The 22,384-nt window shown below is 61.3% G+C and carries 24 protein-coding genes and 1 tRNA gene; 18 read left to right on the top strand and 7 right to left on the bottom strand.

Annotated elements, in window-relative coordinates; translation table 11 throughout:
• The 8 genes from soxB (at nucleotide 1) to ACN0SD_RS03495 (ending at nucleotide 10,585) form a co-directional block, all read left to right on the top strand.
• Complete coding sequence (gene soxB, locus ACN0SD_RS03460; RefSeq protein ID WP_417806828.1) at nucleotides 1–1,692, top strand: thiosulfohydrolase SoxB; 1,692 nt, start codon at nucleotides 1–3, stop codon at nucleotides 1,690–1,692.
• 58 nt (nucleotides 1,693–1,750) lie between these two features.
• Nucleotides 1,751–3,046 carry a sulfite dehydrogenase gene (soxC, locus tag ACN0SD_RS03465; RefSeq protein ID WP_417806829.1) on the top strand — a complete coding sequence of 432 codons (1,296 nt, stop codon included), beginning with the start codon at nucleotides 1,751–1,753 and terminating at the stop codon, nucleotides 3,044–3,046.
• Nucleotides 3,027–4,160, top strand: a complete 1,134-nt coding sequence (locus ACN0SD_RS03470; RefSeq protein ID WP_417806830.1) for a c-type cytochrome — start codon at nucleotides 3,027–3,029, stop codon at nucleotides 4,158–4,160. Before soxC ends, ACN0SD_RS03470 begins: the two co-directional genes overlap by 20 nt.
• A 180-nt stretch (nucleotides 4,161–4,340) precedes the next feature.
• Nucleotides 4,341–5,582, top strand: coding sequence for a glycerate kinase type-2 family protein (locus ACN0SD_RS03475; RefSeq protein ID WP_417806831.1), 1,242 nt, complete (start codon nucleotides 4,341–4,343; stop codon nucleotides 5,580–5,582).
• A 340-nt stretch (nucleotides 5,583–5,922) separates the two neighbouring features.
• Nucleotides 5,923–6,312 carry a response regulator transcription factor gene (locus ACN0SD_RS03480; RefSeq protein ID WP_417806832.1) on the top strand — a complete coding sequence of 130 codons (390 nt, stop codon included), beginning with the start codon at nucleotides 5,923–5,925 and terminating at the stop codon, nucleotides 6,310–6,312.
• On the top strand, nucleotides 6,312–6,605 hold the full coding sequence (locus ACN0SD_RS03485; protein ID WP_417806833.1) for a hypothetical protein: 294 nt from the start codon (nucleotides 6,312–6,314) through the stop codon (nucleotides 6,603–6,605). The genes ACN0SD_RS03480 and ACN0SD_RS03485 overlap by 1 nt, the downstream gene beginning before the upstream one ends.
• 1 nt (nucleotide 6,606) lies before the next feature.
• Nucleotides 6,607–9,306, top strand: a complete 2,700-nt coding sequence (locus ACN0SD_RS03490) for an ATP-binding protein (RefSeq protein ID WP_417806834.1) — start codon at nucleotides 6,607–6,609, stop codon at nucleotides 9,304–9,306.
• A 106-nt stretch (nucleotides 9,307–9,412) separates the two neighbouring features.
• Entirely contained in the window at nucleotides 9,413–10,585 is a 1,173-nt protein-coding gene (locus ACN0SD_RS03495; RefSeq protein ID WP_417806835.1) for a FliM/FliN family flagellar motor switch protein, read from the top strand.
• Between the two features lie 6 nt (nucleotides 10,586–10,591).
• Here ACN0SD_RS03495 and ACN0SD_RS03500 read toward each other — a convergent pair whose 3' ends face one another.
• On the bottom strand, nucleotides 10,592–11,101 hold the full coding sequence (locus ACN0SD_RS03500) for a DUF6691 family protein (RefSeq protein WP_417806836.1): 510 nt from the start codon (nucleotides 11,099–11,101) through the stop codon (nucleotides 10,592–10,594).
• Complete coding sequence (locus ACN0SD_RS03505; RefSeq protein WP_417806837.1) at nucleotides 11,101–11,526, bottom strand: YeeE/YedE family protein; 426 nt, start codon at nucleotides 11,524–11,526, stop codon at nucleotides 11,101–11,103. The genes ACN0SD_RS03500 and ACN0SD_RS03505 overlap by 1 nt, the downstream gene beginning before the upstream one ends.
• 193 nt (nucleotides 11,527–11,719) lie before the next feature.
• Between ACN0SD_RS03505 and ACN0SD_RS03510 the strand changes: the two genes are divergently transcribed.
• Together ACN0SD_RS03510 and ACN0SD_RS03515 are read left to right on the top strand one after the other, a co-directional pair.
• Nucleotides 11,720–12,058, top strand: coding sequence for a TraR/DksA family transcriptional regulator (locus ACN0SD_RS03510; protein WP_417806838.1), 339 nt, complete (start codon nucleotides 11,720–11,722; stop codon nucleotides 12,056–12,058).
• A gap of 120 nt (nucleotides 12,059–12,178) precedes the next feature.
• Nucleotides 12,179–14,122, top strand: coding sequence for an enoyl-CoA hydratase-related protein (locus ACN0SD_RS03515; RefSeq protein ID WP_417806839.1), 1,944 nt, complete (start codon nucleotides 12,179–12,181; stop codon nucleotides 14,120–14,122).
• A gap of 8 nt (nucleotides 14,123–14,130) precedes the next feature.
• On the opposite strand, the gene ACN0SD_RS03520 is transcribed toward ACN0SD_RS03515, so the two are convergent.
• The gene (locus ACN0SD_RS03520; RefSeq protein ID WP_417806840.1) at nucleotides 14,131–14,346 is read right to left on the bottom strand and encodes a hypothetical protein; all 216 of its coding nucleotides are present in this window, start codon (nucleotides 14,344–14,346) and stop codon (nucleotides 14,131–14,133) included.
• Between the two features lie 145 nt (nucleotides 14,347–14,491).
• On the opposite strand from ACN0SD_RS03520, the gene ACN0SD_RS03525 reads away from it, so the two are divergent.
• Nucleotides 14,492–14,743: a DUF2312 domain-containing protein gene (locus tag ACN0SD_RS03525; protein ID WP_038127302.1), complete on the top strand. Its 252-nt coding sequence runs from the start codon at nucleotides 14,492–14,494 to the stop codon at nucleotides 14,741–14,743.
• Nucleotides 14,744–14,755: 12 nt separating this feature from the next.
• Here ACN0SD_RS03525 and ACN0SD_RS03530 read toward each other — a convergent pair whose 3' ends face one another.
• Nucleotides 14,756–15,631: a hypothetical protein gene (locus ACN0SD_RS03530; protein ID WP_417806841.1), complete on the bottom strand. Its 876-nt coding sequence runs from the start codon at nucleotides 15,629–15,631 to the stop codon at nucleotides 14,756–14,758.
• A gap of 190 nt (nucleotides 15,632–15,821) precedes the next feature.
• Between ACN0SD_RS03530 and ACN0SD_RS03535 the strand changes: the two genes are divergently transcribed.
• Nucleotides 15,822–17,447, top strand: coding sequence for an ABC transporter permease (locus tag ACN0SD_RS03535; protein WP_417807186.1), 1,626 nt, complete (start codon nucleotides 15,822–15,824; stop codon nucleotides 17,445–17,447).
• A gap of 47 nt (nucleotides 17,448–17,494) precedes the next feature.
• Nucleotides 17,495–17,570: transfer RNA gene (locus tag ACN0SD_RS03540), tRNA-Thr, on the top strand.
• A 664-nt stretch (nucleotides 17,571–18,234) separates the two neighbouring features.
• On the opposite strand, the gene ACN0SD_RS03545 is transcribed toward ACN0SD_RS03540, so the two are convergent.
• Entirely contained in the window at nucleotides 18,235–18,810 is a 576-nt protein-coding gene (locus ACN0SD_RS03545; protein ID WP_417806842.1) for a hypothetical protein, read from the bottom strand.
• A 62-nt stretch (nucleotides 18,811–18,872) separates the two neighbouring features.
• Between ACN0SD_RS03545 and ACN0SD_RS03550 the strand changes: the two genes are divergently transcribed.
• Complete coding sequence (locus ACN0SD_RS03550; RefSeq protein ID WP_417806843.1) at nucleotides 18,873–19,049, top strand: hypothetical protein; 177 nt, start codon at nucleotides 18,873–18,875, stop codon at nucleotides 19,047–19,049.
• On the opposite strand, the gene ACN0SD_RS03555 is transcribed toward ACN0SD_RS03550, so the two are convergent.
• The gene (locus ACN0SD_RS03555) at nucleotides 19,046–19,171 is read right to left on the bottom strand and encodes a hypothetical protein (RefSeq protein ID WP_417806844.1); all 126 of its coding nucleotides are present in this window, start codon (nucleotides 19,169–19,171) and stop codon (nucleotides 19,046–19,048) included. The genes ACN0SD_RS03550 and ACN0SD_RS03555 overlap by 4 nt on opposite strands.
• A gap of 206 nt (nucleotides 19,172–19,377) precedes the next feature.
• Nucleotides 19,378–19,632: a hypothetical protein gene (locus ACN0SD_RS03560; RefSeq protein ID WP_417806845.1), complete on the bottom strand. Its 255-nt coding sequence runs from the start codon at nucleotides 19,630–19,632 to the stop codon at nucleotides 19,378–19,380.
• A 403-nt stretch (nucleotides 19,633–20,035) separates the two neighbouring features.
• Here ACN0SD_RS03560 and ACN0SD_RS03565 point away from each other — a divergent pair, with 403 nt between their 5' ends.
• The 4 genes from ACN0SD_RS03565 to ACN0SD_RS03580 are packed head-to-tail and all read left to right on the top strand — an operon-like array spanning nucleotide 20,036 to nucleotide 22,339.
• Nucleotides 20,036–20,725 (top strand): MotA/TolQ/ExbB proton channel family protein, encoded by a 690-nt coding sequence (locus tag ACN0SD_RS03565; protein ID WP_417806846.1) that lies wholly within the window; start codon nucleotides 20,036–20,038, stop codon nucleotides 20,723–20,725.
• Complete coding sequence (locus ACN0SD_RS03570; protein WP_417806847.1) at nucleotides 20,725–21,105, top strand: ExbD/TolR family protein; 381 nt, start codon at nucleotides 20,725–20,727, stop codon at nucleotides 21,103–21,105. Before ACN0SD_RS03565 ends, ACN0SD_RS03570 begins: the two co-directional genes overlap by 1 nt.
• Nucleotides 21,105–21,515: a biopolymer transporter ExbD gene (locus ACN0SD_RS03575; RefSeq protein WP_417806848.1), complete on the top strand. Its 411-nt coding sequence runs from the start codon at nucleotides 21,105–21,107 to the stop codon at nucleotides 21,513–21,515. The genes ACN0SD_RS03570 and ACN0SD_RS03575 overlap by 1 nt, the downstream gene beginning before the upstream one ends.
• Complete coding sequence (locus ACN0SD_RS03580) at nucleotides 21,512–22,339, top strand: energy transducer TonB (RefSeq protein ID WP_417806849.1); 828 nt, start codon at nucleotides 21,512–21,514, stop codon at nucleotides 22,337–22,339. The genes ACN0SD_RS03575 and ACN0SD_RS03580 overlap by 4 nt, the downstream gene beginning before the upstream one ends.
• Nucleotides 22,340–22,384: the final 45 nt, after the last annotated feature.

Here is a 22,384-nt window from a genome sequence, read left to right on the forward strand (position 1 = left end):
ATGATTTCCCGGCGGGAATTTCTTCAGGCAAGCTTGGCTGCCTCGACCATCCTTGGTGCATCTGGCCTTTCGCGGTGGTCACGCGCGATGGCACAACAGACGATGACGCAAGACCAGCTTTTGCAGTTCGAACCGCTGGGCAACGTCACGTTGATCCACATCACCGACATTCACGCGCAAGCGATGCCGATCTATTTCCGCGAGCCGGAAATCAACCTTGGTGTGGGCGATGCGCGCGGCAAGCCGCCCCATGTCACGGGCAAAGACTTCTTGAATATGTTCAATATCAAGCCCGACACGCCCGACGCCTACGCGCTGACCTATGACAACTATGTCGATCTTGCCAAATCCTATGGCAAGATGGGTGGCATGGACCGTGTGGCGACCGTGGTCAACGCGATCCGCGCCGAGCGCCCCGAGGCGATCGTGCTGGATGGCGGCGATACTTGGCATGGCTCGATGGTTGCGCTTAAGACCAAGGGTCAGGACATGGTTGATATCATGAACCAGCTTGGCACCGATGCGATGACCTCGCATTGGGAATGGACGTACGGCGAAGACCGCGTGAACGAGATCGTTGACACGCTGCCCTTCCCCTTCCTCGGTGCCAATATCTTTGACGCGGAATGGGATGAACCGGCCTACGAGCCCTACAAAATCTTTGAGCGCAACGGCACCCAGATTGCGGTGATCGGGCAGGCGTTCCCCTATCTGCCGATCGCAAACCCGAAATGGATGTTCCCCGATTATTCGTTCGGTATTCGCGAAGAGCGGATGCAGGCGATGGTGGATGAGGTGCGCGCCAAGGGCGTCGATCTGGTCGTTTGTCTGTCGCACAATGGCTTTGACGTGGACCGCAAAATGGCGGGCCGCGTGAAGGGCATCGACGTGATCCTGACCGGGCACACCCATGACGCCGTCCCCGAGCCAGTTCTGGTCGGTGAGACGATCATGATCGCTTCGGGTTCGAACGGGAAGTTCGTGTCGCGCATTGATCTGGACGTGCGCGATGGCAAGATGATGGGCTTCCGTCACAAGCTGATCCCAATCTTCTCGGATGTGATTGAGCCGGACAAAGACATGGCCGCGCTGATCACCAAGACCCGCGAGCCGTTCAAATCGGAACTCGAGGAAGTCGTGGGCGAAACCTCGAGCCTTCTCTATCGCCGGGGCAACTTTAACGGCACCTGGGATGATCTGATCTGCGAGGCGATGCTATCGGAACGCGACGCAGAGATCGCGATGTCGCCCGGCGTGCGCTGGGGGCCGTCCTTGCTGCCCGGTGACAAGATCACGATGGAAGATATCCTTGGTGTCACCTCGATGACCTATGGCGAAACCTACCGCACCGAGATGACCGGCGAGACGATCAAGACGATCCTTGAGGATGTGGCCGACAATCTGTTCAACACCGACCCTTATTACCAGCAGGGCGGTGACATGGTGCGCATTGGCGGCATGGGCTATCACATTGATGTCTCCAAGCCGATCGGTCAGCGCATTTCGAACATGACCTCGCTCAAGGATGGGGCCGGCATTGACCCGACGCGCAGCTATGTCGTGACGGGCTGGGCCTCGGTCAACGAGGGCACCGAAGGGCCGCAAATTTGGGACGTGATCGCAGACCATATCCGCAAGATCGGCACCGTCGATCTGGAACCCAATGACTCGGTGGTGGTGACGGGCGTCTAAGACAGAACTGCAACTGATGACGAAACCCCGAATGGGGCAAGAGACTGGAGGAGACTACATGGACGAGAAGGAACGCCACGCCACTCCGGCCACTGGCACCGGCTACAGCCGCCGCGGATTTCTGCGGGCAGGGGCTGCGGCAGGGGCAATGGCTGCGGGGGCAGGTGCCGCGCGCGCAGAGCAACAACCCGATCCGTTGATCACCGAAGTGCAATCCTGGGCTCAGGGTTGGGGCGACGGTGTCGATGCCACGCCCTACGGGCTGCCGATTGAATTCGAAAGCGATGTTATCCGGCGCAATGTCGGCTGGCTAACGGCCGATGTGATCAGCTCGATCAACTTTACGCCAATCCACGCGCTGGACGGCACGATCACCCCAACGGGTTGCGCGTTTGAGCGTCACCACTCGGGCGCGATTGAGCTGAAGAAAGAAGACTACCGTCTGATGATCAACGGTCTTGTCGATAAGCCGCTGGTCTTCACCTACGAAGATCTCGAGCGTTTCCCGCGCGAAAACCGCACCTACTTCCTCGAATGTGCGGCGAACTCGGGCATGGAATGGGCGGGCGCGCAGCTGAACGGTGCGCAGTTCACCCAAGGCATGATCCATAACATGCAGTATTCGGGCATTCCGCTGCGCACGTTGCTGGAAGAGGCTGGCGTTCAGACCGAAGGCAAGTGGCTGTATGTCGAAGGCGCGGATGCGTCCTCGAACGGTCGCTCGATCCCGCTGGAAAAGGCGATGGACGACTGCCTTGTTGCGATCAAGGCCAATGGCGAAGCCCTGCGCAAAGAGCATGGCTATCCGGTGCGCCTGGTCGTTCCCGGTTGGGAAGGCAACATGTGGGTGAAGTGGCTGCGCCGCATCGAAGTGACCGACGAGCCTGTGCAGGCGCGTGAAGAAACTTCGAAATACACCGACACGCTGGCCAATGGCATCTCGCGCAAATGGACGTGGGTCATGGATGCGAAATCCGTGGTCACCTCGCCCAGCCCGCAGATGCCGATCAAGCACGGCAAAGGCCCGCTGGTTATCACCGGCATGGCATGGTCGGGTCGGGGCGCTATCACCAAGGTCGACGTGTCGATCGACGGTGGCGCAAACTGGCAAGAGGCGCGTCTGGCAGAGCCGGGCGTCGATAAGGCAATGTCGCGCTTTTATCTCGACATCGACTGGGACGGTTCGGAAATGTTCCTGCAATCGCGCGCCACCGATGCCACGGGCTACGTTCAGCCCACCAAAGACGCGCTGCGCGCGATCCGCGGTGAGAACTCGGTCTATCACAATAACGGGATCCAGACTTGGTGGGTCAAAGAAAACGGGGAGTCTGAGAATGTCGAAGTGTCGTCGTAATCTCACTCTGGTAGCCTTGCTCGCAGCACCATTACTGGCCACGCCAGCGATGGCAGAGACCTACAATCTGGGCCGTCCCGCACTGCCCGCCGAAATGAAAGCTTGGACGGTTCAGGTCTTCCCTGATGGCAAGAACCTGCCCGAAGGATCAGGCTCGGTCGCTGACGGCGACAGTCTGTTCGCCGATAAATGCGCGGCCTGTCACGGTGATTTCGCCGAAGGTGTAGACAATTGGCCCAAGCTGGCTGGCGGTGCAGACACTCTGGCACGCAAGGACCCGGTCAAGACGGTTGGGTCGTATTTCCCCTACCTGTCAACGGTGTGGGACTACGCTCACCGCTCGATGCCTTTCGGGGATGCGCAAACGCTCACGGTCGACGAGACCTATGCAATCGTGGCCTATATTCTTTACTCCAACGATCTCGTCGATGATGACTTCGTCTTGAGCAAGGAAAACTTCCTCGATGTGAAAATGCCCAATGCGGATGGTTTCATCGTCGATGATCGCCCTGAGACGGAATACCCGTTGTTCTCTAAAGCGGGGTGTATGTCTGACTGTAAGAAAGACGTGCATATCACGATGAAGGCGACCGTTCTTAACGTCACGCCCGATCAGGGTGGCGATGACACCGCCGCTGCCGATACGGCGGCGGATGCGCCTGCCGACACGGTTGTGGCCACGGCTGCAAGCGAAGGTGCTAGCGAGGAAGCGATGGCACAAGACGCCCCTGCTGCTGCCGAAGAGCAGGCAGCTGCGGCCCCCGCGGCCACGGAAGAAACGCTTGATGCCGATCCCGCGCTCGTCGCGGCAGGCGAAAAGGTCTTCAAAAAGTGCAAGGCCTGTCACCAAGTCGGAGAGAAAGCCAAAAACAGGGTTGGTCCGGTTCTTAACGGGTTGATCGGGCGTCAGGCGGGCACTGTGGACGGCTTCAAATACTCGAAGTCGATGCAGAAGCATGGCGAAGATGGTCTGGTTTGGAACGAAGAGACCGTGCAGGCCTATCTTGCTGATCCCAAGGGTTATATCCCGAAGAACAAGATGTCCTTTGTAGGCCTCAAAAAGGCTGACGATGTGAAAGCCGTGTTGGCCTATATCGAAAGCCAAGGGGGCTGATTTCCTCCCCGGTGGGGGCGTTCGCGCCCTCACCAATCGGATACTGCAATTTCTGTAATTGTCATCGAAACGCTCGCGATCTTCGCGGGCGTTTCTTTTTGCGCGGCGCGAAAGCCATGAGCACCGGCTTGCGGAACGCCGCCTCGCGCGGATACTGGGGCCAGACTAAAGGGGAATATCATGTCCGATCTCGACCAAAAGGTGCGCGCAATTTTTGACGCAGGCGTTGCTGCGGCCGATCCCGCGCGCGCGGTGGCGCAGGCGATGGATTGGGCGCGCGAGGATGCGCCGGGGACGAGCGGACGTTGGCAGGTGATCGCGCTTGGCAAGGCGGCGCTTGCGATGGCGGGCGCGGCTTTGGCCAGTTTGCCAGACGGGACAGCCGCTTTGATTGTAACCAACCCCGAGAACGCTGAAGGCGCAGACCCGCCCGAAGGCGCGTGCCTGATTGTGGGCGATCATCCGGTGCCGGGTGCGGGCAGTGCAGCAGCGGGGCGCGCGATCCTTGAGACGCTGGCTGGTGTTGGCGCGCAAGACCGTGTGTTGGCGCTGATTTCGGGCGGTGGCTCGGCCTTGGCGGTTGCGCCTTGTGAGGGCTTGAGCCTGTCGAACAAGGCGGAGGTCAGTCACCTCCTTCTGGGTTGCGGCGCCGATATTGTGCGGATGAATCTGATCCGCCAGCAGCTTTCGCAGATCAAAGGCGGGGGCTGGCTCGCGGCCAGCGCCGCGCCGGTGACGGGGCTGATCTTGTCCGATGTGCCGGGCGATGATCTGGCGGTGATCGCCTCGGGGCCGACAGTTGCACCGATTGGCACGCGGGCGCAGGCGCATGACCTGTGCCACGATCTAGGGATATTTGACGCATTGCCTGCGTCAGTGCGTGCGCATCTTACCCAACCCGATGCGCAACGCGATTTACCGCAAGCGCGCAACCGTCTGGTTGGGGCCAACGCGATCTCGGTCGCGGCAATGCTGGGCGTGGGGGCGCAAGCTGCACCGTTTGAGTTGAGCGGCGATGTGGCCGATCTGGCTCCGCGGATTGTGGCCTTGCTGGCGGAACTGGCTCCGGGCCAAGTGCTGGCGTTTGGCGGTGAAACCACAGTGACCTTGCGCGGCGATGGGCTTGGCGGCCGCAATCAGGAACTCGCGCTGCGTGTGGCGCAACTGGCCGAGCAGGCAGGTGTGTCGGGGAAGTGGCGGTTTTTGTCGGGCGGGACGGACGGGCGCGACGGTCCGACGGATGCGGCAGGGGGGCTGGTTGGGCCCAATACCTGCCAAGCCATTCGCGAGGCTGGCGAAAACCCAGATGCGCTGTTGGCAAATAACGATTCTTACCGCGCGCTAAAGGCGGGGCAGGCGTTGCTGCTGACCGGCGCTACGGGGACGAATGTCGCTGATCTTGCGGTGTTGGCGCGCGGCTGATTTGCGCTGCATTCGCAGGGGCTTAGTTGCCTGCCGGAGCGTCTTGAGCCGGGAAGAGACGCATGACAGCCTCGCGTAGCAAGGCGACGGTGATAATGGCGATGGCGATGGCGTCAAATCCGAACATGGCAGTGTTCTCCAAGCTAAGCCGTGATCCCGTGTTGAGATCGTTGAAGCCGTTTTCACGCCAAAATGGGGCATGAAAATGGCACGCGCGGGGCAATTGCGGACCGCTTTCACGGCACCCTGCCTGCGCCGCTGTCCCACAACGCTACGCCGCCGCGCGCAAGTGTTTGACAGCACCGCGCGGGGTCGCGATAGTCGAGACGGGAGAGGGAAAATGCACCAACGTCAGGTTCTGTTGATCGAGGATGAACCCCATATCGCCGAGGCGATCCGCTTTATCCTGTCGCGCGCGGGATGGGGTGTGTCGGTGCTGGCCGATGGCGCGCAGGCGCTTGGCCAGATTATCGCGCAAGCGCCCGATGCGGTGATTTTGGATCTGATGTTGCCGGGGCGCTCGGGGTTGGAAATTCTGGCCGATATGCGCGCCGATCCGACACTTGCCGCGCTGCCGGTCTTGATGCTCAGCGCGCGTGGCCAAGACCGGGATCGTGAGGCCGCCGAGCGCGCGGGTGCGACCGCATTTCTGGCCAAACCCTTCGCCAATTCCGACGTGCTTGCTGGGCTTGAGGCAATCACGGGTGGTGCGCAAGGGACGCCCGTCTGATGCCGCAATCGGGTCAGCCGCTGTTTCTGGCGCGCCGTTCATATCGGCGTCGTCGGCTGATGGATGCGGCGCGGTTGCTGCCTGTGCTGGGCATGGTGCTATTCGCGCTGCCCGGTCTGTGGCATCCCGCCGAAACGCCAACACCTGATACCGGGCGCGGCGGGCTGTATTTGTTTGCGGTCTGGATTGGCTTGATCTTTGCAGCCTTTCTAATCGCGCGGGGTCTTGGCCCTGTTCTGGATGCCGAGGAACTGCCCGAAGAGGGTAACGCCCCGCAGCAGGAGCCAGAATAAGATGGGGTTCAACAGCCTTGTCGCGGTCTGTGTGGGCTATGTCATCGTCCTGTTCGGGGTCGCGTTTCTGGCCGAGCAGCGCGCGGGTCGCAATCGCTTGCGGTTCTTGCGCAGCCCGTGGATCTATACGCTCTCGCTTTCGATCTATTGCACGGCCTGGACGTTTTACGGTGCGGTCGGCTATGCGGCGCGCTCGGGGCTGGAATTCGTTACGATCTATCTAGGACCGACGCTGGTTTTCGTCGGCTGGTGGTGGGTGCTGCGCAAGCTGGTACGGATCGGGCGCACGCATCGCGTGACCTCAATCGCGGATCTGATCTCCAGCCGCTATGGCAAATCCAATGCCTTGGGCGTAATCGTGACGGTGATGTCGGTCGCCGCCGCAACGCCCTATATCGCGCTGCAATTACAATCGGTTACGCTAAGTTTCGGAGTCTTCGCATCCGAGGCACCCGAGGGATGGGCGCTGCCAGATCAAGGGGCAACGGCGCTATGGATCGCAGGCGGTCTGGCGCTGTTTACGATCCTATTTGGTACCCGCAATCTGGATGCGAATGAACGCCATCACGGCGTGGTCACCGCCATCGCACTGGAGGCAGTGGTCAAGCTGGTTGCGTTGATCGCGGTGGGGGTCTTTGTGGTTTGGGGCATGGGCGACGGCGTGGTGGATATGCTGGCGCGCATTGATGCCTCAACGATTTCCGAGTGGAACTTGCAGCCGGGGCGCTTTGCCGGGCTGACCTTTGTCTCTGCCGCCGCAGTGCTGACCTTGCCGCGGATGTTTCAGGTGCTCGTTGTCGAGAATGTCGATGAGCGTCATCTGGCCACCGCTAGCTGGGCCTTTCCGGGCTATCTGATGCTGATGAGCCTGTTTGTCGTGCCGATCGCGGCGATGGGCCTTGAACGCATGCCAGTCGGTGCAAACCCCGATTTGTTTGTGCTTACATTGCCGCTGTCGCAGGGGCAGGACAAACTGGCGCTGCTGGCATTTCTGGGTGGATTTTCTTCGGCCACCTCTATGGTGATTGTCGCGGCGATTGCGCTGTCGACGATGGTGAGCAACCATATCGTAACGCCCTTGTGGCTGGCGCAGCGCCGATCCAGCACACGCGAGACGGGCGATGTGCGTGGGTTGGTTCTGGCCTCGCGTCGGCTGTCGATCATCGCCGTTCTCAGCATGGGCTATATTTATTACCGCCTCTCGGGTGGGTCCGAGGCGCTAGCCTCGATTGGCTTGATCGCCTTTGTCGGGGCCGCGCAGGTGCTGCCCGCGCTTCTGGGCGGGATATTTTGGCGTGGCGCGACCCATTTGGGGGCGACAATAGGGTTGCTGATCGGATTTGCGCTTTGGGGGTATACGCTGTTTCTCCCCTCGGTCGGGAATTCGGGGCTACTGCCGCAATCGGTGCTGGATGTCGGGCCGCTCGGCCTTGGTTGGCTGCGTCCCCATGCGCTGTTTGGGATTGAGGGGCTGGACCCGATCCTGCATGCGCTATTCTGGTCGCTGCTGTTTAACGCCTTGGCGTTCCTGATTTTTTCAATGCTGTCTTTTCCTGGCCCGATGGAGCGGCTGCAGGGGGTGGCCTTTGTCAATATCTTTGATCAAAGCCCTGCGACGCGGTCTTGGGCGCAGGGCGGGGCAGAGGCCGAAGACCTGTTGTCGATGTCCCAGCGCATTTTAGGCGCGCAAGAGGCGCAGCATTTCTTTCAGGCGCAGGCCGCAGCCCAAGGCAAGGCGGGGTTCCTGCCCGACACCACATCCGCCTTTACCGCGCGTCTTGAGCGCAAATTGGCGGGCTCGGTCGGGGCGGCGACGGCGCATGCGATGATTGCGCAACTGACCGGGGGCAGCTCGGTGTCGATGCAAGATCTGATCGCGGTGGCGGGCGAAACCGCTGAGGCCAAGGAATATTCCGCCCGTCTCGAGGCGAAATCCGATGAACTGGCGAAAGTGGCGCGTGCGCTGCGTGAGGCCAATGACAAGCTGCGCGATCTGTCGGTGCAAAAGGATGCGTTTCTTAGCCAGATCAGCCATGAATTGCGCACGCCGATGACCTCGATCCGGGCGTTTTCCGAAATCCTGATGGAGCCAGATCTCCCCGACGCGATGCGCGCCCAATATAGTGAGATCATCCATGAAGAGGCGCGTCGTTTGACCCGGTTGCTTGATGATCTGCTCGATCTTTCGGTGCTGGAAAACCGCCGCGCGCAGCTGGATATTTCCGTGGTCAATCTGCACGATCTAATTAATCGCGCGGTGCAGGCAGCCTCGGCGGCGCGCCCCGAGCGCAGCTTTCGCATTGAGCGCGATTTTCCTACCGAACATATTCCGATTTTCACCGATGCTGACCGGCTGGTGCAGGTGCTCATCAACCTTATTTCCAACGCGCGCAAATATTGCGAGGCCGAGCGCCCGGTGTTGCGTATCGAAGTCAAGAAACGCGGCAAACGGGTGCAGATCGACTTTATCGACAATGGCGCAGGGATTCCCAAAGAGTCCCAAAAGTTGATCTTTGAGAAATTTTCGCGTCTTACAGATCAAAGTCGGGCCGGCGGCGCGGGGCTTGGTCTTGCGATTTGCCGCGAGATTATGGTCAACCTTGGTGGCTCGATTGATTATTTGCCTGGGCAAGGCGGGGCGGGGTTCCGCGTGAGCCTGCCGTTGCGTCGCCAAGGGGTGCAAACGAAAAGCCCGACCTAAGCCCCGAATTCTAAATCATTTGTAAACCTTGATCTGCGAGTCTTTGTCCAAGGTTCTTGCAGATTTTGGACGGAACGAGGGTATGGCAGCAGAGCAGGGAAGATCCGTGCTGCGCAAAAAAGCCGAGGCGGGGCGTCCCGTCGCGGATGGCGTTGCCATGTCGCCCGAGCGCGCGATCTCGACAAGCTTGGCGAAAGTGGCGCAGGATAGTTTGCAGCTGCCGCTACAGGTCACCTCGATTGAGGAGACGCTGCGCAGCCTTGCCGATTTGCCCGAAACGCTTGAGGCGCTGTCACTTTTGGCGCTGATTGAGGGGCCGTCTGAGGCCTTGGGATTGATCGCAATCCCCCCTGCGACGCTTCAAGCGTTGATAGAGATGCAAACGATGAGGCGGCTTGGTAAAATCCCATCCGGCCCGCGCAAAGCGACGCGCATTGATGCTGCCATGGCGGCCGATTTCATCGACGCGCTGCTGGGCGCGATTGAGACCACGTTGATTGAAGATGACGCGATTTCATGGGCGGGGGGATTCCGCTATACCTCGCATCTGGATGATCCCCGCCCGCTTGGTCTGTTGCTTGAAGACGTGACATTTCGCGTCTGGAATATGCAGTTTTCCTTGGGCGAGGGGGGCGAACGCACGGGCGGGCTGTTATGGGCGGTGCCGCAAAAGGGGCGCGGCGCGCATCTCAAACGCGCCCTCAGCGAGACCCAGACAGAGGGCGAGGGCGCGACGCATGCCGATTTGGCCGCCGCCTTTGCGCCCCCGTGGGCGGATCAGATCGAACGCGCCGTGATGGGAACGCCTGCGGTGCTGAATGCGGTGCTGCACCGGGTGACGTTGTCATTGTCGGCGGTTCTGGATTTCAAACCGGGGATGGAACTGCCGCTGCGCGCCGATTCACTTGAACAGATCACGCTTGAGGCGCAGGGACGGCGCAAATTGTCTTATGCACGGCTGGGGCAAAGCCGAGGCTACCGCGCGCTGCGTTTGACTTCGCCTGAAAGCGTGACGCTGGATCACAAGACGCCCAAGGATGATCCGACGGTTGGCACAAGCCCACTCCCAAAGCTTGATCAGCCTGCCACGTCGCGGGCCGATTTGGGGAATCATGCCCCCGCCGATAATGGCCCTAGCGATGAACTTGGCGGATTGGCAAATTTAGGCAGTCGTGGCGCGCCTGACGCGCTGGCCGATCTGGGAGGGTTTGCGCCTTTGCCTGAACCGGAAACGGCGACAGAAGATCTGCCGCCGCTCAAAATCGGATCGGGTTTTTAGCCAAATTTAGCGCGCGCGCGCGGGTGTGTCGCGGGCCAAGGTGCTGTCTTCGTCAGGGATGGTGTCGCTTGGCGTCGCCTCCAGCGTCGAGCGATCAAAGATCGACAACCAGATTTTCAGCCGCGGTGCCACCGCCATTCCAAGCCCCATTGCGATCAAAAACAGCCAGCCTTCCCAGCCATTAAAGCTGAGAGAGGCCATCGCCGGACCCGGGCACAACCCAGCCAGCCCCCAGCCCGCGCCAAACAGCAACGAGCCAAAGACCAGATTGCGATCAACAAGCTGCGAAAATGGTCCCGGCATAGGTGAGCCAAGAATCGACTTTTCGCGTTTGCTGGCGAACACCCAGACAACTGCCATCATGCTAACGGCTCCGCCCATTACAAACGCCAAAGTCGGATCCCATGTGCCAAAGATATCCAGCCAGCCCTGCACTTTTTTGGTGTCGACCATACCCGCAACGAGTAGCCCCACGCCAAACAGCCCGCCCGAAAGGAATGCGAAAAAGCTGCGCATCAGATCACTCCCAGAATGTGGCGGAATACGACCAGCGACAGCGCGCCGCCCAACAGGTAAAATGCGGTCGCGACAATGCCGCGCAACGAGAAGCGCGATATCCCGCATACGCCGTGCCCCGAGGTGCAGCCATTGGCAATCCGCGTGCCAGCGCCCACCAATAGCCCTGCCAGAATCAGCACCCAAATGGTTTGGCTGACATGGGTGTCGACATTGCTGTAAAGGGGCACCAAAAGCGGCGGTACTGCCACCAGCCCACCCAGAAAAGCCACGCGTTCAGACAAGTTATCGCGCCCGGAGCCGTCAACTAGGCCGCCAATGATACCGCTCGCGCCCATGATGCGACCGTTGATCAAAAGAAATATTCCGGCCGCCGCGCCGATCATCAGACCGCCGACGAGCCCCCAAATCCAATCCTGATGCATGAGATCTCCCTCGTGCGTATAGGTAAAAATGAATGACGCATTGCTCTCTCGAAGCCCGCAGGCTCTCCCAAACCTGCCGACCATGCTATGTTAGGGTGTGCGTGCGATCATACGCAAGTATTTTGATATGTTGATATGCATCATTGAGCGCCGCGCCGCGCAATGCTGTAATCGGCAAAACGGAGGATGAACCATGAAAAGCGACAAAACCCGCCGCACCGAGATCGAAGCGCGCAAAGCGCATCTGCTTGAGCGGATCGAAGAGATCGACGCAGAGTTGGACAGCCATGTCGAGCAAGACTGGGAAGATGCAGCTAGCAAGCAGGAAGATGACGAGGTTTTGGACGAATTGGACATGGCCGCGCGTCAGGAATTGCGCGTGATCGAAGCCGCGTTGCAGCGCCTTGATGCGGGCGAATACGGGTTTTGCGTCACTTGCGGAGAACGCATCGACGAGGCGCGTCTGGACCTGCTGCCCGCGACGCCATTTTGTCGGTTGCACGCGCCGGGTGCCAAAAAGGGCGCGCGCTAAGACCGCTCCGCGCGTCCCTGCGCAGAGCTGGAACCCGCGCAGGGCGTAATTTGCCATTGTTTTGCAGCGCGTTGGCCGTAAACTCACACGCGATGGCGGGTTTATAGGGCGAGCAATGCGATGGCGAGACGTGTGAAGATCGCACAGCAGGACGGGCTGGCTTGGATCACTTTGGCGGCACTGAATGATCAGGGCGCTGTGGCCGGGTTTGAGCCAGATTTGCGCGTGGCTTTTCACAACGCTTTGGAACTGGCTTTGAATGATCGCGGCGTGCGCGCGATTGTGCTGAAGGGCGACACTGTCGGGTGGCCCTGCGCGCGCGATCCGCTGTCTGATTACGCCCATGATCCGAGCGCCCCTGATCTGGGGGCGCTGTGTAGCGTGCTGGCGGGCGCGCGAGTGCCTGTTTTGGTTTCGCTGTCGGGGCGTATTCAGGGCGGTGCGTTGGCCATCTCACAGGCTGCGTCCTTGCGCATTGCGACCGAGGATACTTGTTTTGGCGCGCCCGAATTCAGCCTTGGCACATTGCCCGCAGCGGGCGGTTTTGTGCGCCTTGCGCGGCGCGCGGGCGGGGCTGCGGCGCTGCAGTTGATTGCGCCGCCGGGCCGGATTAAGGCCGAGCGCGCGCTAGTTTTGGGGCTGTGTGATATCGTCTTACCCGATGTCGCGCCCGCGCAGGTGATCGACGCGCTGGACGCGCTGATCGCCGAGGGCGGAGCGACTCCCGATAGCGCATTGGCAGATCCCGCCACATATCTTTCAGCCCTTGCCGGGCCAAAATCCGAGCTGACGCGCGGGCCGCTTGCCGGGGTCGGGCAACGCGCCTGCGAAGTGGTTGAGGCGGCGGTGTTGCTTCCGCTGGAAGAGGCGCTTGATTTCGAAGCCGTCGCCTATGACGATCTGAGCGCAACGCCGCTTGCCAAGGCCCTGCGCCACACGCGCGCCGCAGAGATTGAAGCACTTAGTTTGCCCGGTCAGCCCAGTGATGCGGGGCCAGCGTCGACGCGGCGTATCGGGCTTTGGGATCAGCCTGCAGGGTTCGCGGGCGCGCTACTGGCGGCGGGCCACGAGGTGGTTGTTGGCGCGAGCGACGCTAAGCAAATCCAGACGGCGTTTTCGACCATCGCACGCGCGCAGGAAATCGCGGTGCAAAACGGCACGCTGGACCCTGATCAGCGCGAGGCAGATTGGGCACGTCTGGGGGCGGCGACAGACCCGTCGGGGCTTGGCGATTGCGCGCTGCTGATTGCCCGATCTGGCGTGACGGGCCTGCCGGCGGCAGATCTTTGCGTGTTTGAAAGCCTCGATCACCTCGATCCACCTGAGGCAGGCATCGCGCTGACGCGTGACGGTGGTGTGGTCGAACTGGTCGCGGGGCCGGGCTGTGCGCGCGCCACGCTTGACGATTTGGCGATGGTGCTGCGTCAAGGCGGCGCGCAGGTGATTTTGGGCGGTCCGGGGGCGGCGGGCATTGTCGCGCATTTGCGCCTCAGCCTGGTCTCGGCATGCGGGCGAGCGCTGCTGGCGGGGGCGTCTCGCGATCAGATGGATCGCAGTTTTTTGGCGGCAGGGTTTGCGCGCTCTCCGCTGCGCCTGATTGATGCGATCGGCGCGAAAACGCTGAATGCGGGGCGTGCCAAGGCGGGGCTTGCGCCTGATCTGCTACTCGTCGCGATGGAGGATGCCGATCTGCAACTTTACGCCAGCGACGGAGCCGCCCCCGATTGGCTGGACACGCTGCGCACCGAGGCCGGAGGGGTGACGCGCAAGCTCTCGGACGCTGAAATTCTGGCCCGCGTTCTGGGGGAGGTCGCCAATTGCGGGGCGTGGTTGCTGCAACATGCGCAGGCCCATCGCGCAAGCGATATTGATCTGGCCGCGATCTGTGCGCTAGGGCTGCCAAAAAACCTTGGTGGGGTGATGTTCTGGGCAGATCAGGAAGGATTAATTGCGACCCGTAAACGTCTGCGTTCATTGCAAGAAGAAGGTGCGAGCGCACCGGTTACGCTGTGGGATGTGCTGATCCGGAACGGCAAGCATTTTGCCGATCTCGACGGGCATTGAACCAAAGGTCAGCCCAGAAAAATCCCGACAACGACCATCATCAGGCCAATCACCGACACGAACAAGGCGGCCATATTGATCACGACAACGCGCTGCAGACGCGCGCGTAAAGCGGCATCTTCCAGCCCGGCGCGTTTGGCTTGGGCGACCGAAATAATGCACCACAAAATGCCCACGAGCCCCACGACCGAAACCGCAGCTCCTGCCCAGATCAGATATTCCATGCCATCCTCCGTCAGCGCAACGCGCTCGGCGCGCGCCTTGCCCTAGCGGCTCTGCGCGCATGAGGCAAGCAAAACGCGCCTCGTGCCTCTTGATGCGGCGCACGCGGCGGGCTAGTCAGGGCCTCGATCAGAGCAGGAGAGAGCCATGCCCAGCGATGCCGCCTATAACGTTGCCGCCGACGAGCTGCGTCAATTCGTCGAACAATTCGAAAGCCTCGAGGCCGAGAAAAAAGACATTACCGAGCAGCAAAAAGATATCATGTCCGAGGCCAAAGCGCGCGGTTACGACACCAAGGTGCTGAAAAAGATCGTTGCGATGCGCAAGCGCGACAAGGACGATCTGGCCGAGGAAGAGGCGATCCTCGATCTGTACAAATCCGCGCTGGGCATGTCGTAAGACCCGCCAAGCCTAGGGGGCGATAAATTCGACCCCCGGTAGCCGCGCGATCGAGGCCACATCGGCGTCGTATTGCGCGGTGATTTCCGCAACCAACTCATCCGTCCATCCCGGCAGCGGGGCGTCCATCTCGATTTCTTCGCGCTGGGCGTATTTGGCCAAGAACGCGGCAGAGATCTTGTTGCGTTGCACCACCGATTTCACCGGATGACTTCGGAGATAAGACCGTAGCCGAGATCGCCCTTCAGGCAGCATGATCTGATCAAGATAAAGCATATCGCCCTTCAGGCCTCGCTCGGCTGGAATGCCCGAGACAGAGCGCAGCACTTCGGGCCAAACCAGGGGCACATCCTCGTTGCACCAGATCACGAAACGTCGGCCTTGCGCTGCATCGCGCATATCGCGAACGACAGTTTCCCAACGCAAATCCCGCGGATCTAGCCCGGCCATCAACTGCTCATAGCTGCGTTTGGGCAGGCGCTTGGCCAGTTGAACTATCAACGTCGCGGGGTTGATCAGTGCCATATGAAATTCGGTTTCATTGTCAGGAAACAGGTTCGCCAGCGGTCCAAGTTTGCTCGCGGCGCGCGTGTAAAAGCCGTGTTCGGTAATGACGCGTTCGGGAATACACAGGAAAAACTCGTGACTGAAAATCAGCCGTTCCAGATCGGTTTGATCCGAGCACGCCTCAATAATCGCGTCTTGCACCTGCAACGGCGCGGGTTCGCCATGTAGTGACACCAAAGCATCGCGCAGCACCATGCGATATTTTTGCGGCGGCGGCACAGAGATTTTATATTCGTCCAACACCTTGGGATTATTTGCTAAAACACGTACGAGTTGATCTTCATCGGTCGAATGAGCACCCAAGTGGAAAACGACTTTCATCTGCTCGACCTCGCAACGGTTGTGCGGCCTTGATGGCGCGCTTGTAATTGAGCCGCACTTTAGCCGTTGAAATCTGGACAGGCAAATGCGTTTCAGGCTAGAAGGGCGGATGTGCTCTGACAAAAATACTCAGGATATTTGTGCGCCATCCCGCTCGCCCGGGACCAGCGCAGGCCGCACCAGCCCCCGCATGCAAGGCGGGCTGTGGTCGGCGGGCGCTGTGACGATCGCGGCACTGGTGCTTGCGCCGATTTTGGCGGTTGTCGTGATGGCCTTTGATCCGCGTGAAAACATCTGGCCGCATTTGGTGGCCACGACCTTGCCGCGCTACCTCAGCAACACCGCGATTCTGGCGTTTGGCGTGGGCGTTTTCAGCGCGGCGATCGGGGCAGGGGCGGCGTGGCTGGTGGTGATGTATCGCTTTGTCGGACGAGGTGCGCTGGAATGGCTGTTGCTGTTTCCCTTGGCGATTCCAGCTTATGTAGGGGCCTATGCGCTCAGTGATTTTCTGGACTATTCCGGCCCCGTGCAGACTGCGCTGCGCACCACGTTCGGCTGGGCCTCGGCGCGCGATTACTGGTTTCCTGAAATCCGCTCCCGCGAGGCGGCGGTCGTGGTGCTGTCGGCGGCACTTTACCCCTACACCTACCTGATCACGCGCGCCGCGCTGCGCGAACAATCGGGCGCAAGCTATGAGGTGGCGCGCGCGCTGGGGGCGGGGCCGGTGGCGCTATTTTGGCGCGTCGGCCTGCCGCTTGCACGCCCTGCGATTGCGGCTGGGGCGGCAATTGCGATGATGGAAACCGTGGCCGATTACGGCGTTGTGGCGCATTTCGGCGTGCAGACCTTGACGACTGGCATTTTCGCGACATGGCTTGAGGGGGGCAATGCAGGGGGCGCGGCCCAATTGGCGCTGCTGATCCTTGGTATCGTCTTCGTGCTGTTCGCGTTGGAGAAAACCTCGCGTCGAAAAGCTCGTTATTATCAAAGCGCGCGGCACTCGCGCCCGGTGATGCCGGTTGCGCTGAATGGGGGGGCTGGGTGGCTGGCGGCAGCACTCTGCGCTTTGCCCGTCGCGTTAGGGTTTGTCCTGCCGGTGGGCGTAATGGCGGCCCACGCGCTGGCCAACCCCGAGACATGGTTCGGGCGTGGTCTTGGCACGGCACTTTGGCACACCCTGAGCACCGGCGGCGCTGCGGCGCTACTGACCGTCGCGATGGCGCTGTTCATGGTGTACGGCGTGCGCATGACAGGTGCAGGTTTGGCGCGCCGATTGCTGCCTTTGACGACGCTCGGCTATGCTGCGCCGGGGGCGGTTCTGGCCGTTGGGGTTCTCATTCCGTTGGCCTATTTCGACAATGCTCTGGCCGATGCCGTGCTGGCCGTGACGGGCCGCGATCCGGGGCTATTGCTAACTGGCACAGCGGTGGCGATTGTGCTGGCCTATGTGGTGCGGTTTTTCGCGATTGCGCAAGGCGCGGTCGATGCGGCATTCGCGCGGGTGCCGCCCTCGCTGCCGATGGCTGCGCGCAGTCTGGGGCGCGCCAAGGGCAACGTGCTGCGCGAGATTTATATCCCGCTCATGCGCGGTTCGATCGGCTCGGCCCTATTGCTGGTCTTTGTCGATTGCGTCAAAGAGCTGCCTGCCACCTTGCTGCTGCGCCCGTTTAACTACGAAACCCTCGCCACACGCGTGCAGGAAAAAGCCAGCCTTGAAAAGCTCGGCGAGGCCTCACCCGCAGCGTTGCTCGTGTCAGCGGTAGGCTTGGCGGCGGTTCTGGTGCTGGCGCGTGCCAATCTGGGCAAAAGACCCTGATCTGACGCTTGCACGAACGCGCGCGCCGCGCTATTGCGAGGCCAAAGGCCGGCGTAGCTCAGTTGGTAGAGCGTCTGATTTGTAATCAGGGGGTCGGGAGTTCGAGTCTCTCCGCCGGCACCATTTCTTGTTGTTTTTGCAAGAAGAAAGGACTCTAGACGGGAAATCAATGCACAAATGCTACACATGTGCGATGTGATGCGTGCATGATTATTGCGGTGCAGATGGATTTTTTGGTGACGCGGTCGAACGGAATTTTCGCCTATCGCAGGCGCGTTCCAACAGAATTGAAGCTGGCTTTGGGCATGCAAGCATGTGTTGCCGGGCAACGGATTAGCTGTGATCTTCGCCGCCTCAGCGTTTCGTTCTAGGCTTTCCAGTTCGTCGTGCGGTGTAGGGCAGGTTCGGGCTTGCTTATGTCGAACCTCTTTACCTACTGGATCCCTTGGGTGAAACCTTTCTGAGGCGAATTTTACAGCAACGCCGGTCTACTGCGTCAAGACGATCTGTCGAATAGCTTGCGCGATCGACCTGGCTTGATCTTGTAGCACTTCAGCCTGCTGCAACATCAGAACGTTCTACTCGGGTTTGTCTCGCTTTCCAGCCATCTTTTGGTCTTCCTGACATCGGGGTAAATCTATCCCAGTTGGCGGGCCACTTAAGTCGGGCACTCCACGTTTCGCCAGCCTGAACGGGGCGTCGCTGCTCCGGTCGCGTCGAAGACAGCATTGAGGGCTGCGATAGCCTGCGATCCCATGATCGCTAACGCAACAGGCGTCTTTCCTGTTTAGTCGCCTGCGGAAAAAGCCTCGCATCTTGCAACGGCAAGATCCAGAATGTGATTGAAATGGGAATACCACAACTGTCCGCCCCCATCCTCGGGCAGAAGGGTCAGATGAGAGCCATGGTCGCGGGCGAATTCGGCCACGCTGCCAAAAGGCACATTCGGGTCCTCACGCCCATGATATAAAATGATCGGAGCGCGCAGCCTGTCAACTTGGGTTGTCCACGCGGAAAGTCCCGAGCCGATATCCTCGGCCCCGGCCCCGGCCTCAAGGCTCGGGGCCATGACATGCTGAACCCCTGTAAAGATCGAGGCGGCGACATTGTGATCTGCAAGGGCCTCGCGGTCTCTGGCCGAATGACCATACATTTTCTGCGGAAAGGCGGTCGTGTCGGTGTTGCGGATGAGACGCTCGCCCGCACCCAGGGGCATCCGGGTAACACCGCAGGAGACGAACGAGGCGCTCATCAACGCATTGGTCCATTTCGAGGCAACGGAATTTTGCGCGATATAGCGACGTGGCACGGGTCCGTTGACCACGATCCCATGGGTGATCCGTTCGGGTAGATGAATGGCCATGTCGTAAAAACTCTGCGAGGCCGAAGCTGTCGAACATAGCGGCGACGTCCTCGGAGAGGCAAGTGCTGCGCGAGGTCGTGCGGTTTGGCGGGGAGGTTGCGCCAAACCCCGGTCGCCACGGGCTGATCAGGATGACATTGCGCGCGCGCAACTCGAGCGTGATCGCCTCGGGCGTTCCCGGGCCGAGCAGGCTGAAGAAATTGAGCGCGGGAGTTCCGTCGCGCGCGCCGTCGATCTAAACCTCAAGCTTGCGCCCGCCCCGGCGCGGCAAGACATAGTCGCTTTGCGCAGCGATGATCGCAGGGGCTTCGATCTGGTGCATCGTGTGCAGTAGGGACGCAAAGCTAATGACAAGGCACAAGAAATCCGCCTAACCTCGACAATCAGTCTTTTTGATCCTCTAAACTCCCGATGAGCGATGTGGGGCAACGCGTCGATGACGGGCGCGGTCTGAAAGGTCAATCGCTATCAATCGCAATGGGGGCGCAGATGGGATGCACGCGGCAATTGCCAAAAGTAGGGCGCCTGCATGATGCAGACGCCCACTGACATTCGCGGTAAATTAGATCAATTGTCGTGCTTTGACGGTGTGATATGGTCGGGTGCCGGGATGACGGTCACTGTGACGAGAGAAGTCGGATTCAGGTGCGCCTGCTGCAACTCCTTGTTGGAATAAACTGTGCTCGCTTGGACTTTGGCTGTGTCCGTGGCGGTGACGCCATTAGGGAAAGCGGCATGACGCTCATGCATTTGAGTGTTGGCAGCGGAAGCAGTGCCTGCGAGGAGCGCGAGAACGGCGGATGTTGCGATGATATGTTTCATGATAGTCTCACTCTATAATCTAGGGCCGAGGGTCTTCCCCTCTCGCAACTTCATATGGCGTGCTATTTTGCGGATTAAACGGCACATTTATGTGTATTATGTGCGTATGCGCACCTTCCGATGGGCCGACATGAATAGTTGAAAACGGCAGTCGTCCCCCTATTCGGATGCGCCGCGCAGCTTCGTGACGCATCAGAGCAGCGCATCGTACTCCTTGCGGAAGCTGCGAAGGCGCGTCGGGCGGCGGCATCATTTCTTCTCCCGTTTTTAAGCGGAAACCGGACGTTTCCGACAGCTGATGTGCCTGCGCAGAGTTGAAAGGCGTGTCAGACTGTGCGACAGCGAAACGGGCGCGGCGCGCTAGGTTTAGCGCGCGATACGCTTCGCAACCTTGGGAGAGGCAATGGTCGATATCAGCCAAATACCCGGCCGCGTGATCGACGCGCTCAGCCTTGGCGGGCCTGCGATGTGGGCGATTGCGGCGCTCTCGGTGCTGTCACTGGCGCTGATCTTGTGGAAAATCTGGGATTTGTCGCTGGCGGGCGCGTGGTCGGGCGGGGCGTATACCCGCACGGCAATCGCGGCTTGGGAGGCGGGCGATATCGCGCGCGCGCAGGCTGCTTTGGCGGGGCGGCGCTCGTTGCGCGCGCAACTGGCGCGCCGGGCGATGGCGGCGCTGCAAGACCCGACGCTTGATCGCGCGGGGGCCGAGGCCGAAACCGCCCGCGCTGCGCGGGCGCTGCTGATCCGGGCGCGTTCGGGGCTGCGAGGGCTTGAACTTGCGGTGGTGATCGGCCCGCTTCTGGGCTTGCTTGGCACGGTTGCGGGAATGATCGCGGCCTTTCGTGCGCTGCAAGAGGCCGGCGTTCAGGCCGATCCGGCCACCCTTGCGGGCGGCATTTGGGAGGCGCTCTTGACAACGGCGGCGGGCATGGGCGTGGCGATCCCGGCGCAGATTGCGCTGTCGGGCTTTGATGCGGTGGTGGACCGGTTGCGTCATGATCTTGAAGACAGCGCGACGCGGATATTCCTGCGCGCGCCGCGCGATGTTGGCCCATCCAGCGCGGCAACGGACCGCGCCGCCGCCGAGTGATGTTCACTTTCGATACACCCCGTCCGCGTCGCCGCGCGGCCCTGACGCCGATGATCGACGTCGTATTTTTGTTACTGGTGTTTTTCATGCTGGCCTCGCGCTTTGGTGTTGAGCGCACGCTGGATCTCTCGATTGGCGGTGGGGCGTCTGCGCACTGGTCCGGCCCGCCGCGACTGGTCGATGTCGGGATAGATGGGGGGCTGACGCTGAACGGCGTGGCGATTGCGCCGGATGATCTGGCGGCGCGCTTGAATGCGCTGATGGACAAGCCCACAGATCCGGTCGTCATCCGTTCCAAGGGCGGGCGTTTGCAAGACGTGATCGGTTTGATGGAGCGGCTGCGCGGGGCAGGGATCGCGCAGCTCGTGCTGGTGCGCTGATGCGGATCGCGCCGCCCCCGCGTCGCGCGCTGAGCGAGCCGCTTTTGCCGATGATCAATGTCGTGTTTCTGCTGCTGGTGTTTTTCCTGCTGGCCGCTACGCTGACGCGCCCGGCACCTTTCGCCGTAACCCCGCCCGAGGCGCGCAGCGACAGCGCGCCCGAGCCCGGCGCACTGACGCTTTACCTTGATGCGCAAGGTGAGGCGGGCTTTGGCACGGAGCGCGGCGCGGATGCATTGGCGGCACTGACGCAGGCGGCACAGGCTGCGCGTGCGCGATGCGGGGACTGCGCCGATACCCTGCAATTGCGCGCCGATGCGGATCTGCCGGGCGAGGCGCTGGCGGCACTTTTGCCCCAGCTTTCCGCGCTTGGCTTTCGCGATCTCTCGCTGGTGGTACGCGCGAAATGAGCGCGCGGGTCTGGGCCTTTGGCGGCGCGCTCGGCGGGGCTGTGGTGCTGCATTTGACGGTGTTCGCGCTCTGGCAGCCACCGGTTGCGGGGGGCGCGCGGTCGGCAGGCGCACGGGGCGCTGATCTGGTGGTGATAGCGCCGGCTTCGGAGGCGATGGCTGCGGTTGTGGCCGAGTGGGAGCGCCCGCCCGAAGTCGCGACGGCCCCCAAGCCTCTTGCGCCGCAGTTAGATGAGGCGACGCCGCGCGACCCCACGCCAAGCGATCCCTCCCTTGCCAATGCTGCCCCAACCGCGCCCGCCCCGCCGCAAGCGCGTGAGACCCCGCCGCCGCCGCAAACGGTGCTGCCCCCGCCCGAGATGCCGCGCCCGGTCGCCAAGCCGAAAGCCAAACCTAAACCGCAGCCGAAAACAGCCACGAAAACCGCGCCTAAAGCCTCGCGCGCCTCGCAAGCCGCACCCAAACAGCAGGCCCAAGGCGCAGGCGGGGGCGCGGCGGCGGGGCAGCAGGGCAAGGCGAAGGCGGCGACGCTGTCTTCGGGCCAGACGCGCGCTGCGATGGCCGCTTGGGGTGCCCAGATCCGTGCCCGGATTGAGCGCGCCAAAACCCCGCCCGCAGGGGCAGGAGCGGGGCGCGTGGTCGTCACGTTGCGGGTCTCGCGCAGCGGGCAATTGCTGTCGGTCTCGCTGGCGCGCAGCTCTGGGCGCGCGGCGCTGGACCGTGCGGCCCTGCAGGCTGTGCGCCGGGCGGGGAGGTTCGCGCCAGCGCCCAAGGGGCTGGGCGCGCAAAGCTATGCGTTTGACCTGCCAATGGCGTTTCGCTAGCGCTTGCACGCGCATCGCGCACAGGCCAAGGTGGGTGTGATTTGC

Origin of the sequence: Thioclava sp. (assembly GCF_048263065.1) — a bacterium.
Classification (GTDB): domain Bacteria; phylum Pseudomonadota; class Alphaproteobacteria; order Rhodobacterales; family Rhodobacteraceae; genus Thioclava.